This window comes from uncultured Hymenobacter sp., assembly GCF_964242765.1.
Classification (GTDB): domain Bacteria; phylum Bacteroidota; class Bacteroidia; order Cytophagales; family Hymenobacteraceae; genus Hymenobacter.
On the sequence record NZ_CAXTBM010000053.1, the window covers coordinates 21,142 to 38,290 of the forward strand.

The window sequence follows — 17,149 nt, forward strand, 5'->3', positions numbered from 1 at the left end:
GGTCCTAATTCCAGACGAATATAGTTTGGAACAGTTGTTGAATACGTTGCCTAAATAAGTAGCGAGGCGCGAAATAGAGCACAAAGAGGATCATTTTAAAGTTCTTTTTGTTAAGTCTTAAACAAAGCCCGGTTTCGTACGTCTCTGTACTTATCTCTACTGAACCACCTTTTTGTAATGAAAAAAATTCTCGCCCTGTTCGCCCTGTCGGTTTCGTTAGTCTCAACCGCTACGGCGCAGCAGGACCCTAAAGCTGGTAAGATTCTGGACCAGATGAGTGCTAAATATCAGGCCATGAAGGCTTATAAAGCCTCTTTCACGCAAACGTTGGAAAACGACGCAGCCAAAGTGAAGGAGAACATGAGCGGCGACATCACCGTGAGCGGCCAGAAGTTCCGGCTGAAGATGAGCGGCCAGGAAGTTATCAACGACGGCAAGACCATGTACACCTACATGAAAGCCGAAAACGAGGTCAACATCTCCGACTATGAGTCGGATGAGCAGGAAATTTCGCCTGCTCAGATTTATACGCTCTACAAGAAAGGCTACAAGTATTCGTATGTACAGGAAGCCAAGGAGGGCGGGGAAGTAGTAGACATCATCGAACTCGCCCCCGAAGACCGGAGCAACCCCGTTTTCAAGGTGCGGATGAAGGTAAGCAAGACCGATAATTCGGTTAAAAGCTGGCAGATGTTCAAAAAGAACGGCAACCGCTACACCGTCAAAATCAACAAGTTCACGCCCAACGTGCCCGTGGACGCCACCACGTTTGCCTTCGACAAGGCTAAGTACAAGGGCGTAAAAGTTATCGACCTACGTTAAGCGTTTGGTTTGCTTAGTTAGCTGGCCCGTCTTCGCTTCGTGCGAAGGCGGGCCAGTTTGTTTTCAGGTACTACACAGGTTATTAAAGACGACAAGCAGGTGCAGGCTACGCAGAGCTAAGACGTAAAATATAGTTATGCTGAAATAAAAAGCACCTTCCCCATGACGCCACATGCCGGCCGACAACAGCTATATTTCGGGCTTCTATAGCCGATTAATTATGCAAGAAGATTTTCTCCATTACGTTTGGCAACATCAGTACTTCGATAAAACCAATTTGCGTACCACCGACGGCCAGCTTATTACCGTTCTAAAACCTGGCTACCGCAACGCCGATGCCGGCCCGGACTTTCTCACAGCGCGCTTGCAACTAGACGAGGTAGAGTGGAGCGGAGCCGTCGAAATTCATTTGAAAGCCTCCGACTGGCATCGCCACCAGCATCAAACAGACCTCAAATACGACCAGGTGGTATTGCACGTAGTGTTTGAAGCCGATCAGCCGGTGCAGCGCCTCGATGGTAGTACGGTGCCTGCTTTAGCCTTGGCAGCGCGCGTTGGCCCCGATTTACTGCGCGCTTATCATAAGCTGCTAGAACAACCAGCCACCATATTACCTTGCGCAGCGCAACTACCGGCGGTACCCGAAATCACCCGCACCAGCATGGTAGAGCGGGCCTTGTTGGAGCGAGTGGAACTCAAGGCCTCAGTAGTAGCCGCCTTGCATCAGCGCCTCAACGACGATTGGGAGGCTACCACCTACCACACGCTAGCGGCCGCCTTTGGCTTCCAGAAAAACAGTGAGCCACTGACTCGGTTGGCCAAGGCGCTACCGCTGGCTGTCGTACGTCGCCACCGACATGATCTTCTGCAACTGGAAGCGCTGTTGTTCGGACAGGCGGGCTTGCTGGCGGAAAACGAGGATTCTGTGGGGGATGAATACATAACTATCCTGCGCCGCGAATTTGATTTTCTGCGCCACAAATACAGCTTGCACGGCACGGCCTTGGCCGCGCACGAGTGGAATTTTCTGCGGCTGCGGCCCGCCAACTTCCCGTCAGTACGTTTAGCCCAACTAGGGGCAGTATTGCATGCTCGTCCCGCGCTCTTTGATGCCTTGCTAACGGCTGCCGACCTGCCAACGCTAACAAAGTTCTTCCAAGTACCCACGTCTGCGTATTGGCGCGGCCATTACCGGCCCGGCGTTGCGGGAAAAGTGCCAGGGTTGGGCAAAAGCAGCATTCATCTACTGATTACCAACGTAGTAGTGCCGCTACGGGTAGCGTACGCCCGCCACATCGGCCAACCCGAACTTGTGGAAAGTGCCTTAGCATTACTAAGTTTATTGCCCGCCGAGCACAATCACATCACCGATAACTACGCCGTCTTAGGCTTCCAGCACCGCAACGCTGCCGATTCGCAGGGGCTGCTCGCACTGCACCGAGCCTATTGCGCCCCACGCCGCTGTCTGCACTGCGCCGTAGGCAGCCGAATCTTACAGCGTAACTTAGTTGAACGTTGAAGCTGATCGTTGCAATCTTGCTTAATGCGGCGCTGGCTGTGCTGTTCTGGCGCTGGCTGCGCGTGCAGCTGCGCAAGCCGCATCTAGGACGCTGGCTGCTCCCGGTACTAGCGCTGAAACTACTGGCTTGGGTGGTTGCCTGCTGGAAACCTAGCTCTGATGCGCAGCATATGCATCAGTTTTCAACAACAATGACCTTGCAACTCTGGGAAAAACCGGGCGCTTGGTGGCAAGCCATGCTCGGCAACGAGTTTCACTACAACAAAGAGCTGTACCTCGTCTATCACGGTTACTCGAACACGTTTTTCACAGCCAAGATCTTGTCGGTTTTAAACTTGGCTAGTTATAGTACTAGCTGGTGGAATGGATTGTATATATCGTTGTTTTGTTTTGTGGCCTGCTGGACCTTGGTGCGGACCCTGGCGCAAACTTTTCCGCAGAGCCCTCCCGGGGCCGCCTTAATCGGGTTCTTGGGATGGCCAACCGTTGTCTACTGGTCGGCGGGTATCACCAAGGAGAGCTTGGTAGTTGGAAGTGCAGCAGGACTTGTGGCCATTTTGATAGGGTGGCTTTATGGTAAGAAGCTGTTTTCGATTCCAAGCGTTTTGGGTTTCGTATTGCTAGCAGCGCTTCAATTTAAAATGCGCTATTTCTTTGCAGCACTGCTTTTCAGTGCGTTAGCAGGACTCGTGGTAGTGCAGGTGCTACAGCAATTGGGCGGTGCACGCCAGCGGTGGGTGATTCTCATGGTTTTCGTAGCTACTATTTGGGCCGGGGCTTGGGTGGCAAGCGAAGTAACGGTGGTGTTTCGACCGAATCGCATCACGCTTCAGCTCTTGCGCAACTACAACGAGCTAAGTAAGCAGTCGGGGGAACGACCGCGCATTACGTTCAAGGAGTTTAGCCCCAATAGCGAAAGCGTAATCCGGAACGCACCACAGGCCATTTGGGAAACCCTGAGCCGGCCCTGGTTCTGGGAGGGAAGCCCAGGCTATAAGGCAGTGGGCCTGGAAAACATCTTGCTGCTGAGTGTTTTGGGAACGGCTTTGCTGGCCTTATGGCGGGGGCGGGCGGGGGAACTGCCTTTTGCGTTGGTGGTGGCTATGCTGTTTTACTGCTTGGCCCTAGCGGCCTTAATTGGTTTGAGTACGCCCAACCTAGGCACGATGAATCGCTACCGGGTGGCGTTGCTGCCATTCGTGTTGTGGTTGACCTTGCAAAACGAGTACGCGGCCCGGGTGCTTCGGCGGCTCGGCTTGTAGGTTGATACTTCGCTTAGTTCCTGCTGCCCTTCAATCAACGAAGCCCAAGCGTGGCAGGCTGCGGGGCGTGGCGTATCTTTGCGGTTTGAATCCGGTCGGCGCTCCGTCGGCTCTTCTTCGCTACGTATGGAAAACCCTGTTATCATTCTTGGTGCCCAAACCGTGGGTATTGCTGCCCTCGACGCTTTCCTTTCCAACGACGTGGTGGTGTATTGCCTCCTCGACGACGACACCAAGCTCCAGAACACTGAAGTGTTCGATGTGCCCGTGATGGGCAATACCGACGACAAAGAACTGCTAAAACTGCTAGGTAAAAAGTGCGAGGTTTTCGTGGCAACCGAGGACACGGCCAGCCGCCGCAGCCTCACGGCCATGCTCCACGATGAATACGACGTGGTACCCGTTAACGCCATCCACCAGCGCGCGAGCGTGTCGCCGCACGCGTGGTTGGGGCACGGCAACCAAGTGGGAGCCAATGCCGTGGTGTCTGGTACCGCCAAGGTTGGCAACGGCTGCCTGATCGGGGCCAATGCCGTGGTCGATGCCAAAGCTGAGTTGGGCGACTATTCGCAGCTTAGCGCCGGAGCTATTCTGAATGCGGGCGTAGTGGTCGGCGAACAGGTCTTCATTGGGGCCGGCGTGGTAGTGGTGGCCGGGGTCAAGATCGGCAACAAAGCCCGCGTGGGTGCCGGCTCCGTGGTAGTAGCCGATATACCTGCCAACCAAACTGTATTTGGCAACCCTGCTGTTAAGGTTTAGAGACAAGATAGTAGGAGCAAGTAACAAGATGCCTCTAGAACCTATGGTCATATGGTTCTGCTGCTGACTATCTTACTACCTACTACATAATACCAAGCATTCAACAATGGATTACCGCGTCTTACTTTATTACTGCTACACGCCCATCGACGATGTGGAGGCGTTCCGGGAAGAACACCACCGCCTTTGTCTGCGCCTCAACCTGCGCGGACGCATCATTATGGCGCCCGAAGGGTTGAACGGTACCGTCTCGGGGTTAGTAGCCGACTGCGCTGACTATATGCAACTGGTAAAAGCCGATCCGCGGTTTCACGCCTTGGAATTCAAGGTGGAAGAAGCGGAAGCGCACACGTTTCAGAAGCTGCACGTGCGCGTGAAGCCGGAAATTGTGCACGTAGGGTTGCCGCACATCAAACCCTACGAGCGTACCGGCATCCACCTCTCGCCCGAGGAGTTTCGCGACATGAAAGATCAGGACGACGTCGTGGTGCTCGACGTGCGCTCCGACTACGAGTACGAGCTTGGCCGTTTCAAGAATGCCGTAACGCTCGACATCGAGAACTTCCGCGAATTTCCAGATCGGTTGGAGCGCTTAGAGCAATACAAAGACAAAAAGATTCTAACGTATTGCACGGGCGGCATCAAGTGCGAAAAAGCCAGTGCGTATCTGCTCGAACAAGGCTTCGAAAACGTGTACCAGCTGCACGGCGGCATTATCAAGTACGGGCTGGAAGCTGGCGGTGAGGATTTCGAGGGCAAGTGCTACGTCTTCGATGGGCGCGTGGCCGTGGATGTCAACCAGGTCAACCCAACCATCATCAGCCACTGCCACCACTGCCATACGCCTTCCGATAGGATGGTAAACTGCGCCAATCCGCACTGCAATGCGCACGTGCCACTCTGCGAAACCTGTGGCGAACAGCTGCAAGGCGCCTGCTCGCCCACCTGCCAGGAGCACCCCGACAAGCGCCCCTACGACGGCACGGGTACCTACCCCAAAGTCAGCAACCATTACCGGCCCGAGCAAGGCCTGATTTCCTACCGGGCGCCAGTGCGGTAGATAACGTTGCTCTTTTTCGCTTTTCGTCGTTAAAGAATACACATTGCCTCGGCTTCAAGCGCGCGAAAGCCCAAGGTGTTGACAACAAACGAATACTACTATGCCCATTCCCGAATCCGAGCTGATTTTCAACAAAGACGGCAGCATTTATCACCTCAACTTGCAGCCTGACCACATTTCCGACACAATTATTACGGTTGGGGATCCGGAGCGGGTGCCGCTGATCAGTGAGCATTTCGACTCTATTGAGACCCGGATGAACAAGCGCGAATTCGTGACGCACGTCGGCTACTACAAGGGCAAGCGCCTCACGGTGATTAGCACGGGTATGGGCACCGACAACATCGACATTCTGCTTAATGAACTGGATGCCCTTGTCAATATCGACTTTGTAGCCCGCGAAGTGCGGGCCCGCGAAGAACACATTGCGCTGCGTATTATCCGAGTAGGAACCAGCGGCGCTTTGCAGGCCGATATTCCGGTCGGCTCGCACCTGGTTACCGAGCATGCCATCGGGCTCGATTCGCTGATGCAGTTTTACCCATTGGTGGAAACCGGTTTGGAAATAGAGGTAGCCACGGGCGTGCAACAGGCTTTGGCCCTCGACTACCGTCCGTACTGCGTCCGCGGCACCGATTTGCTGCGCGAGCAACTTGGGGCGGGCATGGTGGTCGGCAATACCCTTACCTGCCCCGGCTTCTATGGTCCCCAAGGCCGGGTACTGCGCCTCGACCTACGCCGCCCCGACCTGATCGAGCAGTTTCAGAATTTCCGTTACCAAAGCGCCGAAGGGGAGTTTCGCCTCACTAATTTCGAGATGGAAACGGCTGGTTATTACGCCTTGGGTCGGCTGCTTGGCCATGAGGTTGTCTCGTTGAATGCCATAGTAGCCAACCGCGCAACCGGTGAGTTTGCTACGAACACCGACGCTGTTATGCATGATTTGATTACCAAGACGCTGGAGCGAGTGTAGCGCTGAAAATGAACCTGTTTTCAGTGAAAAAGAGCGGGCGCACCGAAATTTCGGTGCGCCCGCTCTTTTTCACTGAAGACAGGTAGCTAGCGTTTGCGGGCTGCACGTAGGCGCTTCAAGCCATAAGCCGCTCCTGCAGCCAGTAGTAGAGAAGCGCCACCATCGATAGGCACGGCGGTAGGGGTAGGGCCGCCGGAGCCGGGGCCTTGCGCTGAAGCGGGCTGCGCGGCACTCAAAGCAGCAATGAATAAGGCCGTGCCGAGCAAATAGCGGTTAGTTGAGAGGAAGCTTTTCATAGAAGAATTTTTAGAAGTGAGATGCCAGAAGCCGGCCCTACTTACCAAAGCAAGGCCGGCCGCTAGGAACGGTTTTACTCTACCACAAGTCGCTTATTGACTATACCAGCGCTGGTGCTCAAACGCACCGTGTAAATGCCCTTGGCTACGCCCGAGAGCGACAGCAACTGCGTTTCGGTACCGCGTGTGCCCGCCAAATCGCGCGTTAAAACCACTTGGCCGAGAGTATTCACCACCGACACCCGAATAGCTTGCTTGGCTAGCGCCGCAGGTAAGCTCAGCGAAACTTGTTCGCGGGCCGGATTCGGGAACAAAGCAACTTGCTGGCTGAGTGCCGCTGAAGCGTTGGCCAGAATGCGCTGCTGAGTGAGTTGCAGTGAGAACCGCCCCGTTGCCGCGCCTGGTACGAGCGCAAACGAATAGCTGGATTGAGTTGCTAAGTCCGTAATAGTGCCGGTCTGGGTGTCGCGCAGGTAAGCGTAAGTACCTGCTGGCAGGTTCAGTAGCTCCGTGGCGTGTAGCGTGTAGGTGCCGGCCTGTGCACCATCTACTACCAGTGGCACCAGCACGTCAGTAGCTCCTAAAGTTGGCAGGCCATTGATAGAGAAACGTTCTGTGCTGGTTTGCGAAGCCAGAAGCAGCGGACTGCCACCAGCCAACTTGTAGGCATCAAAGCTGGAATCGAAGCCGGTAGTAGCACCTGCCGCGAAGTAAACCACAGCTTCATCGGCGCTGCCACTGGCACTGCGCAAGTCCAAACGGACCAGCGGGTCGGTGCCAGCAGTGCGTTGGAAGGTTGGGTTAGCGTAAGTGGTTAGGCGGGCGGCGTTGGTGAAGGTTAGCGTGCCGGCCGTGCTCACTGCGCTGCTGCGCACGAAGAAGCCCTGGCCCACCGCAAGCTGGTCGGTGCCGCCGTTGGTGCCCGTGCCGGCTACGTAGCTTGAATAGGTGCCGGCATATTGCCCCGAAGAGCGGAACACGTACACACTGGCATCAACGCTGCTCCGGCCCACTAGGTCCCAGTCGATAGGCGAAGGGTAGGGGTTGCCTAACAGGTGCCAGCCCGACTCGGTTTGGGCGCCGCGGGTGAGGTTGCCACGGGTAATGGTGCCGTTGTTGAGCGTACCAACAAAATCAACCGTCTGCGAAGCCGGGATGTTGACGGTGTAGCCCCGGCCCGCTTCGAGGGCGTCGCCGAGGCCGTTGGGGGAGAAGAATCCTTTGTCGAAGTCTTGCGGGGCCGGGCTGCCGCTGGTAGTTACGCGGCTCTGCTCGTAGCCGAAGACCGTGGGGAACGGAGTTACGGAACCCGGATCAGCGGCCGTGTTGTAAGTTGAGTTCACCACCGGCGAGAAACCACTGGTTGCCAAATCGGCAATGGTGCTGCCTCCAACCGGAGCCGAGTAGTGACGGTAGCCGGCACTAGCATTCGCGCCCGCGTCGATATAGCGCTGCACCGTCGCGGTGCCCACTACCGTGCCGCTGGTGCTCACCACGTGCGCCGTGCCGGTAGCGTTGGAGAGAAGAGTCAGGTTGCCGTTCGAGGTCAGGTTGCCATTCAGCGTCAGCACCCGTTGTACTTGCACCGGACTACTCGTCAGGATGCCACCGGTACCAGCCGTAAGGTTGTTGAAGAAGGTGGTTGTACCGCTGATCGTCTGCGCCGTGGTGCTGTTGAAGACCACGGTTCCAGTGCCGCTGCCTAGCGTGCTGCCGCCGTTGTTGGTGAAGTTACCATTCAGTGTAAGCGTGCCGCTGGGGGCGGTGGTCAGCGTCGCGCCGGTTAGCAAGGTCAAACTGTTTGCCTGCTGACCGTTGCTCACTACCGGGTCGTTGGCCACGTTCGGAATGGTTACGTTGTCGGTAGCTGTGGGCACTTGGGCAGGGCTCCAGTTACCGGCCGTGCCCCAATCCGTGCTTACGGCCCCAGTCCAAGTCAGCCCCAGGAAGGTGGGAGTGAAAAAGGCAGCTAAACCCGTTAGGTTGCTGCCGTTGCCGATACGTCCTACCAAAGTAGCCGTGCCAGCACCCAGGTTCACAGTGTAAAGATTGTCAACGGTAGCGCCACTTGAGGCTGCCACTAGGAACGCCGAGTTGACGGGCGTGGCCGGGTTGGTGAGGTCGGCAAAAATATCGAAGTCGACGCCTATCGGGTTAACCGTGATACCCGAGCCAGCGGTGCCCACATTGTCATACACTCCCCCGTTGGCATTCGAAGAAAGCAATAAGGCATTGCTTAGCTGGTCGTAGCCGTAGAGCATAGTGCCCGTTGCGGGATTGTTATCGTTGTTGGTGTAAGCTGCAGCCGGCATTATCGGCGCCCCATTGACGCTGTTTAGGTTGGTATCTGTTGTGATGACCCCCGTGTTGGGATTCACACGGAAGTTTGCCTGGTTGGTTGCCGATACCACCCGAATTAGATCCACGGTGGGGTTGAAGTCAAACCCAATGGCCGTGGCCGAAGCTCCCAGCGCCAGCGGGTTCAGGCTGCCAACAGCCGTAAGAGCGCCAGTCGTCAGGTTCACGGTGTAGAGCTGGGCTTGCTGATTTGCCGCGTCATATCCCAGCGTATATAGGTCGCCGGTAGCGGGACGGAAATCAGCGCCCACTATCACTTGGGTAGTGGTGGCGGTTGCTGGCAGACCCGTAACGTTCACGGCCGTCCGAATGACAGCAGGCCTATCGGAGTCGAACGATACCAGGTTGCCGCCGGCAATACCGTACAACAAACGCCCGGTAAGAGCCGCCGTGCTGTTCGGAATGCTGGCCGGGTCGAGCGCCGCTGAAAGGTCGCGCACGGGTACGCCGTAGCCAATAGAGCCTACCCGGGTGCCGGCACCGGTGGTTAGGTTCAGCGTAAATAAGGTGCTAACGGTCGAGCCCGATACAATGGCGGCCATGAAGGCCTGGTTAACCTGCGTGGCGGTATTATAGTAAATATCCAGATCCGCCTGTGCATTAGTCGAGTTTATCCCTATAAAAGTGTTGTTGCCGACGGTGTTTAACGTGCCGTTGTTCGGCGGATTCTGTAGGGCTAGTACGTTCAGAAAATCATCCAGATCGTAGAGCGCCGTGCCCGTGCTGCCCGCGAAGCTGTTGGTGTAGGCCACTGAGCCAATGCGGGGCGTAAAGCCAGCGTTGGGGTCGCCCGCAGCAAAGGCAAGATTGCCATCCGTAGCAGCCAGGGCGCCGTTGTTGGGGTTGAGGCGATAGTTGGCGCGGTTGGTACTCACCACCCGAATCCGGTCCACCGTCGGGTTGAAGTCGAAGCCAATGTTGTCGGTGGCGCCACCCAGCTCCAAGCGGATAGCTGCCCCTAGGCTAGTGGCCGCGCCGGTGATTGGATTAATGACGTACAACTGCGAGTTGGGACCAGTTGTGGTAACATCGTAGCCCATGCCGATCAACTGACCTGTATTGGGCCGAAAATCGGTGCCAACCAGCGTCTGGCCGGCGGCGATGCCCGTAACGGACACAATGGAGCGGATGATAGCGGGATTAGCCGAATCAAACGACAGCAGATTGGTGTTTACCGGGTCGCCGAATACTTGCGTGGCGTACAGTAACTGGCCCGTAACGGCTGGCAGCGTCCGGTTGATGGCAATAGCAATGTCGGTCACGACAATAGTACCGTCGCCGATGAGCGCCCCCGAAGCGGTGGAACCTGAAGCCAGATTCAGCGCGTAGAAATTGGAAAGTGCGCTGGTACCCGTCAGGCTCGGCGTAGCCACCACCAGATAGGCTTGGTTGACGCTTGAGCTTGGGTTGAAGAAAATATCAAGGTCAGCCGATTGATTGAGGGCACTGGTTGTCACGCCTAGAGCGCCCACTGTGTTAAGAGTCCCATTATTGGGTGGTATCTGGGTTACTAGGCGGCTAGCGGCCTCATCAATATCGTAGAGCGTGGTAGCAGCGGCCCCAATGTAACTGTTGGTGTAGGCTGCCGCGCCCACACCGGGGTTGGTACCGGTATTCGTATCGGTAGCCGCGTAGTTCAGGGCGAGGTCCGTGGCCGCAATACCGCCAGTGTTGGGGTTGAGTCGGAAGTTGGCATCGTTGGAACTGACCACCCGAATCCGGTCCACTGTGGGGTTGAAGTCGAAGCCGATGCGGGGCAGATCGAGCACCGATCCCAGGTTCAAGGTAATAGCTGCCCCGACGGGTGAAGCTGCGCCAGAGGTGACATCAAGCGTATAGAGCTGCGTGTTGTTGGCAGCAAGAGCTGCGTTGTACCCCAAAGCGAATAGCTGCCCCGTGTTAGGCCGGACGTCCATGCCCACCACATTCTGTCCAGCCGTGATACCCGTTATGGCAACGGTTGAGGTAATAGTTCCTGGCGCTGTAGCCTGAAACGCTACCAGATTGGTGCCCGAAAGGCCATACACTGTTTGAGCCGCGGCTGGCACTGCCGCAAGCAAGCCTAAACCTAATGTTATTCCCAGTAAACCGGACCGGTGGAAGCGGCTCTTCCCGTCGTTGACGGAGAGGAAAGGTACATTTTTGCGCATACAGCAAACGGAAGTAGAAGTGAGAGAATAGAAGAGGTTTTACAGTGCAATGGGCTGACTTACATATAGGGTAGCCCGTGACTGAAGTCCATACGGAGGCTATATGCTCTCTGGATTGCACGTCTATTCAAGCAAATCTTCAACAAGAAGCTAAAGCCGAGGAAGCAAAAAAATGATAGCAACCTTCTCTCAAAACTGCTCGTAACCGAGAAGTTTAGGTGATAATTAGTATAGCGTGTAAGCCTTGGAATAAGTGACTTACAGAGGTAAGGATGAAGAGCGTGAGCCCAACAAATTGATAGAAGGGTAAAAAATAAAAAAGCAGGCTAGCCTTATATTTTTTTCGGCACAAAAAATGTGGCCTGAAATATATAAGGCTAGCCTACTACGGCGGAATCTATAAGTGCTTGGTTTTGTGCAGTATTGCGGCTGCGTTTCAATGATAATAGCAGGCCATAGCGCTGCTAGAGTTCAGCTAAAAAAGCCATTGTGTCTACGCCGTCGGCGTAGTCTGTGACGCTCGGGCTCTGAGCTTGCCCAAAGGCTACACTGCCTGCCCACTGTCCACTACCCGATACCAAGCACTGCGTTTGCGCGGCAACGTCAGTTAACTGATCAACTAAGTCGATTTCGTGGCTATAGGTGCCGTAGTGTAACACCGAAATAGGCGAGACAAGCAGTGGGCTTTCCAGCAGCAGCAGGAAGCCTGTATCGAGATGGGGCACACCGTTAACCAGCAAAATACTCTTGTTGTAGTCGTAGTTGTTGTTGTACTTATGATGGTCAAGTGCGTGGTGCCAGGGCCGCAAAGAATCGAGGAGAGGCGAAAAATCGTAGTTTTTCGGCACAAAGAGCTTGCTCACGTTACGGCAGCCCAACCCGTAGTACCGAAAAATATCTTCGCCAAGCAAACCTAACTCGTGCGAAGTTTCATGGCCTGTTAGCACAGCCAGGCTGGTGCGGTTACGGCGAATGATGTGCGGCCGCTTCCCAAAGTAATAATCGAAGTAGCGAGCAGTATTATCGGAGCCGGTGGCAATAAACGCGTCAGCGGCATTAAGACGCTCTAGTACTTGAATGCTATCCTGAAAACGCGGCTCTATCCGGGTCAGCTCTCCTAAAATCCAGAGCATAAGCACTGTATCATCTTTGCTGAGCTTGGCCAGCAGCGTATGACCACTTGCCAACACGCAAAGCGCATCATGAAAGCCTACTAGCGGTATGTTGCCCGCCATAACCACACCCACCTGGCGCGGCGTCTCAGGCTCGGTTCGATAGCGGGCCGCCCATCGCCGCAACGGTTCCTCCCGCAGCATATCGGCCACGCTGCGCACAGCCAAGGCTACGTTCGGCAAATCAAACCAGGCATTTCGGTTACGAGCCTGAGCAGCCAAGCCTGCTATTGTATCGGCAGGAAGCTGGCGCAGGTACTGGCCTAAAGCCACAAAAGCAGCCAAGCGGTCGGAGTGGGTCATTCTAGGGATGAAAGGGTGAAGCGGAAAGGCAGTAAAGTATGAAATAACATTTTCGACGCGCCGCTGACGCAGGCGGCGCGTCAAAACATCAAACGCGCGATTCACTTACTTCCCATTTAGGTATCTGCAAAAAACTCGCAAGACTACGAGTTAGTTTCTACTTTTGAGGACCAAAGAAACCGCCGCGCGTGTTTTTTTCGCGTACATGCTTTCCATTACTCACTTTACCTGATTCCACGGCTATGGCCATCATGATAACCGATGAGTGCATTAACTGCGGGGCCTGCGAACCGGAATGCCCGAACACTGCCATTTACGAAGGTGGTGCGGCCTGGCGCTGGTCTGATGGCACTGCCTTAAAAGAAGTAACGATTGACGGCGGGGCAACTGTGTCCGGCGTATCTCCCCAAACGCCTATCTCCGATGAGTACTACTACATCGTATCCGACAAGTGCACCGAGTGCGTAGGCTTCCACGAGGAACCGCAGTGCGCCGCCGTTTGCCCCGTTGACTGCTGCGTAGACGACCCCGACTACCGCGAGTCGCGCGACAAGCTGACGGCAAAAAAGCAGTGGCTACACAACGAAGCATAGTGCTTGTTTTATAGCTCCTGTGTTGTGAGGGCTTGAAACACTGTTCTCTGCCTAGTAAAAACAGAAGGGCTCGCCAAACGGCAAGCCCTTCTGTTTTTACTAGGCAATAGGGCATTTGGGCTTACGTGCCACAGTTAAAATATTTATCGTAGGCCGACTCGGGAATCAAATTGAGTTGGCTTAGAATTTTGATCGGCCACCGGAGCTTGCGGATCAGTGAGTAATTGTTCGGGTAATCACGGAATGTCTTGGGCGGAGCTTTCACAATCTCCTCGAATTCTGCCCGTGTTAGGCCTAGTCGCTTAATGCACAAGTTGATGACTCGTTCGTCTTCGATGCCATTGATGTGTTTTACGCGTTCCAAAGCCACTTCGCGGCTCATTTGGTCGGAGCGTACCAGCGCCGAGTAGTTGAACAGCCGCCGGTCGATGTTGAACTTGGTCCGGTTGAGGTAATAGATGACACTCTGGTAAAGGTCGTCGAAGTAGTGGGCTCCCGGGTTCACCCACTCCAGTTCCCGGACCAGCAATTCATCTACGTCGGCCCGCACGTAATCCACGTGGTAAAGCAGCGTCACCGTTTTTATGCGGCGAATGAAGGCGTAGTAAAACATCTGCTCTAAATCCAGATGGAAGCCTGGGTCATCGGCTTTCCATGGGCGCAACGGTACTGTTCCAAACCGCTTGTGCACCGCTTTCAAGTACTTGCCATCCAGGTAGTTCCAAGTAAGCGGAGCAATGCCTTCCGTTCGAAACGACTGCCCAATAACAATGCGCTGAATACCCTCTTTGGCGGCCACCCCATACAGGGCAGTTGCAATACCCACGTCGGTACCTTCTTCCATATCGGGCGTGGACGCTTTCAAGAAGGCAATCTTCAAATCTTTCGATTCGCGCCAATCCGAGGTGATGGTACGCATTTCCACCCCGAGCTTGTGGCAGGCCTTCACCATGTTCTCGCCCGCAACTGGGTTGCCAAAGCCGTCGTTGAAATGCACGGCCAACGGGCGCAAGCCTAGTTTTACCACGCAGTACCAGAGGGTAAACGACGAGTCGCGGCCGCCGCTCACGCCTAACACGCAGTCGTATTTCTTGCCCCGGCCGAGTCGTTTAATATCAGTGGCTATTTCCTGCACTTTCCGCCGGCCAGCTTCGCCAAGCGGAAAAGCTCGGTCCATGTGGCTGTGTACTTCACAGAAGTTGCATTCGCCCTGGCCATCGAAGGTGATGCCAGGAACGGTGGTATCCATGATGCAACGGGTGCAGCGTTGGTAGGCTTGCGCGGTAGAGTACTGGGGTAAAGTACCTTCGCGAGTACGAATCTCCATGTTTAACTGAAATTAAGGGAGAGTAGGTTGGTCTTGGAATCTTGCGAATTCCAGTAGAGAGAATGGAGCAGGAAAAACAAAACAAGGAGAGGAACCCCATGGATTCCGGTAATACGGACTCAGGACGGAAGGGTATCGAACTTGAAACCTTTGCGCAACAGCATCTCACCAATTTGCGTGCCCTTTTCGGCGCGGTCTGGCCGCGGAATATCGACTACCACCAAATCGCCTGCAAATTCGTTGAATTTACCTTGGGCCCGAATGCCGGCGGCGTCCACTGCTAGCGAACAGCCCACACTTTTTTTACCTTCGTAAGGTCCTCCTACAATATAACCGACGGAAGTGGTGCCAACCACCGCCACGTTGTAGAGCCGGGCCAAAATGGAGTAAGGTTTCACCCATTTCTCGCGGTACGGATCATGCTCTTCCGTGATAGAGTAATCCACGGTCCAGGATGAGGGCGAGAGAATAAATTCGGCGCCCATACGGGCCAGCGTGTGGCCAATGGAGAGGCCATCGATGAAGTTGTCGGCGCAGATGTTGACGCCAATTTTGCCGAGCGGAGTGTCTACTACATTCAGCGTTTGCCCTATTGCGTAATAAGGCTGCTCCACCGTGAGTAGATTGATTTTGTGGTACTTGGTGATAATCTCGCCCTTGGGATTGATGAGCAGTGCCGCATTATAAACCCGGCCATCGGCGGCTTTTTCGGTGAGGCCCGCGCAAACGTAAACCTGATGGCGAATGGCTTCCTCACTCAACCGGTCAGAGTAAGGACCCGGAATCGGTTGGGCCTCCGTGAGGGCGCTGGGATGAGTCCAGGCAAAGTCCAGCGTTTCAGGCAACAGAATGACGTCGCAACCGCGGGTAGCCGCTTCGGCAATCATGAGGGCTGCGCGGTCAAGGTTGCGGTCGGGCTCGCCACCCTCGACCAGCAACTGGCCCATGCCGATGCGAATTGTATCGGTGGCAACAGGTGCACTTGCAGCAACCAACTCAGTTGCCGCCGGAGCAGTGGAAGCTGGTGGCTGCGGGGAAAAAGTTTTACGGAATTTAAACAAAGCAGCCATACAGCAGAAAAGAGAAGTTAATGTTGGAGTGGTTCACTGGTTATATCAAAATAGCGAGATATAGGGTAAGCTCATCCAGGCATCGACTTGGGGTATCAAATTTAGTGTTTATCTTTGATTTTACTGTGTTAATTTGTGATTAAAGTCGGAATTAATACCAACCGCTCACGATAGCCAATTAGGTTCTATCAAGTCACGACCGTAAAACCCTACTTTTGCGGCTAATATAAACTGTCTTTTTTCTATTGTCGATGTCTATCGCCAAAACGTACAATCCTGCCGATGTTGAAGCCAAATGGTATCAGCGCTGGCAGGAACAGGGCTTCTTTAAAGCCAAGGCCAACCCGCTAAAAACACCCTATTCGGTGGTGATTCCACCACCCAACGTAACGGGTGTGTTGCACATGGGCCACATGCTCAACAATACCATTCAGGATGTGTTGGTGCGCCGTGCCCGCATGCAAGGTAAGGAAGCTTGTTGGGTACCCGGTACCGACCACGCCTCCATTGCCACCGAAGCAAAGGTGGTGGCCTTGCTCAAGGAGAAAGGTATCGAGAAGAAAGACCTGACCCGGGAGCAGTTTCTGGAGCACGCCTGGGAGTGGAAAGAGAAATACGGCGGCATCATTCTAGAGCAACTCAAGAAGCTCGGGGCTTCCTGCGACTGGGACCGGACCCGCTTCACCATGGAGCCCGAACTCACCCAAGCCGTCCTGCGCGTGTTCGTGGACCTGCACCAAAAGGGCCTTATCTACCGTGGCATCCGGATGGTGAACTGGGACCCCCAAGGTGGCACCGCCTTGTCCGACGAGGAAGTAATTGCCAAGGATACCCTGGCCAAAATGTACCACTTGCGGTATGAGGTGGTTGCTACGAAAGGAGAGAAAATAGATGTTGTCTTGGGAGAGACAAATTCAAGCCAACAATATTTGACTGTTGCCACTTCCCGGCCCGAAACCATCATGGCCGATGTGGCCGTGGCCGTAAACCCGAACGATCCGCGCTATCAGCACCTGCACGGCGCGAAAGTGCGGATTCCGTTGCTAGGGCGTGAGATTCCAGTTATTCTGGATGAGTACGTAAGTATTGATTTTGGGACGGGCGCGCTGAAGGTGACGCCTGCACACGATCTGAACGACTATGAGCTGGGGCTGAAGCACAACCTGCCCGTTATCGACATTCTCAACAACGATGGCTCGCTCAACGAGAAAGCCGAACTATATGTCGGCCAGGATCGGTTTGCGGCGCGCCGCAACATCGTAAAGGACCTCGAAGCGGCGGGCTTGCTTGATAAGGTGGAGGAGTACGCCAGCGTGCTGCAAACTTCTGAGCGCACCGGGGCCGTAATTGAGCCGCGCCTGAGCTTGCAGTGGTTCCTGAAAATGGAACACCTAGCTAAGCCGGCACTGGCCGTAGTGGAAAACGACGAAATCAAGCTGCACCCGCCCAAGTTCAAGAACATGTACCGGGTGTGGATGGAGAACG

Annotated in this window: 13 protein-coding genes and 1 pseudogene (1 of these 14 cut by a window edge); 9 read left to right on the top strand and 5 right to left on the bottom strand. The window is 54.9% G+C overall.

What is annotated here, in order from left to right; translation table 11 throughout:
• From ACFE7X_RS19065 to ACFE7X_RS19095, 7 genes and pseudogenes are all read left to right on the top strand, one after another.
• Nucleotides 1-58: pseudogene (locus ACFE7X_RS19065) on the top strand (DNA translocase FtsK 4TM domain-containing protein); it begins 2,714 nt to the left of the window's first position.
• 119 nt (nucleotides 59-177) lie between these two features.
• A complete protein-coding gene (locus ACFE7X_RS19070; RefSeq protein ID WP_375437281.1) occupies nucleotides 178-822 on the top strand; it encodes an outer membrane lipoprotein carrier protein LolA in 645 nt (214 codons plus the stop codon).
• 220 nt (nucleotides 823-1,042) lie between these two features.
• Entirely contained in the window at nucleotides 1,043-2,341 is a 1,299-nt protein-coding gene (locus tag ACFE7X_RS19075; RefSeq protein WP_375437282.1) for a DUF2851 family protein, read from the top strand.
• Nucleotides 2,338-3,603: a hypothetical protein gene (locus tag ACFE7X_RS19080; RefSeq protein WP_375437283.1), complete on the top strand. Its 1,266-nt coding sequence runs from the start codon at nucleotides 2,338-2,340 to the stop codon at nucleotides 3,601-3,603. Before ACFE7X_RS19075 ends, ACFE7X_RS19080 begins: the two co-directional genes overlap by 4 nt.
• Nucleotides 3,604-3,729: 126 nt before the next feature.
• Nucleotides 3,730-4,362: a NeuD/PglB/VioB family sugar acetyltransferase gene (locus ACFE7X_RS19085; RefSeq protein ID WP_375437284.1), complete on the top strand. Its 633-nt coding sequence runs from the start codon at nucleotides 3,730-3,732 to the stop codon at nucleotides 4,360-4,362.
• Nucleotides 4,363-4,468: 106 nt separating this feature from the next.
• On the top strand, nucleotides 4,469-5,422 hold the full coding sequence (locus ACFE7X_RS19090) for a rhodanese-related sulfurtransferase (RefSeq protein WP_375437285.1): 954 nt from the start codon (nucleotides 4,469-4,471) through the stop codon (nucleotides 5,420-5,422).
• Between the two features lie 100 nt (nucleotides 5,423-5,522).
• A complete protein-coding gene (locus tag ACFE7X_RS19095) occupies nucleotides 5,523-6,395 on the top strand; it encodes a nucleoside phosphorylase (RefSeq protein ID WP_375437286.1) in 873 nt (290 codons plus the stop codon).
• Between the two features lie 86 nt (nucleotides 6,396-6,481).
• On the opposite strand, the gene ACFE7X_RS19100 is transcribed toward ACFE7X_RS19095, so the two are convergent.
• The 3 genes from ACFE7X_RS19100 to ACFE7X_RS19110 form a co-directional block, all read right to left on the bottom strand.
• Nucleotides 6,482-6,691 carry a PID-CTERM protein-sorting domain-containing protein gene (locus ACFE7X_RS19100; protein ID WP_375437287.1) on the bottom strand — a complete coding sequence of 70 codons (210 nt, stop codon included), beginning with the start codon at nucleotides 6,689-6,691 and terminating at the stop codon, nucleotides 6,482-6,484.
• A 74-nt stretch (nucleotides 6,692-6,765) separates the two neighbouring features.
• Complete coding sequence (locus ACFE7X_RS19105; RefSeq protein ID WP_375437288.1) at nucleotides 6,766-11,199, bottom strand: DUF4394 domain-containing protein; 4,434 nt, start codon at nucleotides 11,197-11,199, stop codon at nucleotides 6,766-6,768.
• A 464-nt stretch (nucleotides 11,200-11,663) separates the two neighbouring features.
• Entirely contained in the window at nucleotides 11,664-12,674 is a 1,011-nt protein-coding gene (locus ACFE7X_RS19110) for an acyl-CoA reductase (RefSeq protein ID WP_375437289.1), read from the bottom strand.
• Nucleotides 12,675-12,916: 242 nt separating this feature from the next.
• On the opposite strand from ACFE7X_RS19110, the gene ACFE7X_RS19115 reads away from it, so the two are divergent.
• Nucleotides 12,917-13,267, top strand: a complete 351-nt coding sequence (locus ACFE7X_RS19115; RefSeq protein ID WP_375437290.1) for a 4Fe-4S binding protein — start codon at nucleotides 12,917-12,919, stop codon at nucleotides 13,265-13,267.
• A gap of 121 nt (nucleotides 13,268-13,388) precedes the next feature.
• Here ACFE7X_RS19115 and ACFE7X_RS19120 read toward each other — a convergent pair whose 3' ends face one another.
• Nucleotides 13,389-14,594 carry an N-acetyl sugar amidotransferase gene (locus ACFE7X_RS19120; RefSeq protein WP_375437291.1) on the bottom strand — a complete coding sequence of 402 codons (1,206 nt, stop codon included), beginning with the start codon at nucleotides 14,592-14,594 and terminating at the stop codon, nucleotides 13,389-13,391.
• Nucleotides 14,595-14,713: 119 nt separating this feature from the next.
• The gene (locus ACFE7X_RS19125; protein WP_375437292.1) at nucleotides 14,714-15,664 is read right to left on the bottom strand and encodes a carbon-nitrogen hydrolase family protein; all 951 of its coding nucleotides are present in this window, start codon (nucleotides 15,662-15,664) and stop codon (nucleotides 14,714-14,716) included.
• A gap of 251 nt (nucleotides 15,665-15,915) precedes the next feature.
• Here ACFE7X_RS19125 and ACFE7X_RS19130 point away from each other — a divergent pair.
• On the top strand, nucleotides 15,916-17,149 hold a 1,234-nt coding region (locus ACFE7X_RS19130), incomplete at its 3' end, for a class I tRNA ligase family protein (RefSeq protein WP_375437293.1).

Coding starts and splice junctions, on each gene's coding strand:
- ACFE7X_RS19070 (WP_375437281.1), top strand. CDS start 178: ATGAAAAAAATTCTCGCCCTGTTCGCCCTGTCGGTTTCGTTAGTCTCA.
- ACFE7X_RS19110 (WP_375437289.1), bottom strand. CDS start 12,674: ATGACCCACTCCGACCGCTTGGCTGCTTTTGTGGCTTTAGGCCAGTAC.
- ACFE7X_RS19100 (WP_375437287.1), bottom strand. CDS start 6,691: ATGAAAAGCTTCCTCTCAACTAACCGCTATTTGCTCGGCACGGCCTTA.
- ACFE7X_RS19105 (WP_375437288.1), bottom strand. CDS start 11,199: ATGCGCAAAAATGTACCTTTCCTCTCCGTCAACGACGGGAAGAGCCGC.
- ACFE7X_RS19115 (WP_375437290.1), top strand. CDS start 12,917: ATGGCCATCATGATAACCGATGAGTGCATTAACTGCGGGGCCTGCGAA.
- ACFE7X_RS19090 (WP_375437285.1), top strand. CDS start 4,469: ATGGATTACCGCGTCTTACTTTATTACTGCTACACGCCCATCGACGAT.
- ACFE7X_RS19085 (WP_375437284.1), top strand. CDS start 3,730: ATGGAAAACCCTGTTATCATTCTTGGTGCCCAAACCGTGGGTATTGCT.
- ACFE7X_RS19095 (WP_375437286.1), top strand. CDS start 5,523: ATGCCCATTCCCGAATCCGAGCTGATTTTCAACAAAGACGGCAGCATT.
- ACFE7X_RS19125 (WP_375437292.1), bottom strand. CDS start 15,664: ATGGCTGCTTTGTTTAAATTCCGTAAAACTTTTTCCCCGCAGCCACCA.
- ACFE7X_RS19075 (WP_375437282.1), top strand. CDS start 1,043: ATGCAAGAAGATTTTCTCCATTACGTTTGGCAACATCAGTACTTCGAT.
- ACFE7X_RS19120 (WP_375437291.1), bottom strand. CDS start 14,594: ATGGAGATTCGTACTCGCGAAGGTACTTTACCCCAGTACTCTACCGCG.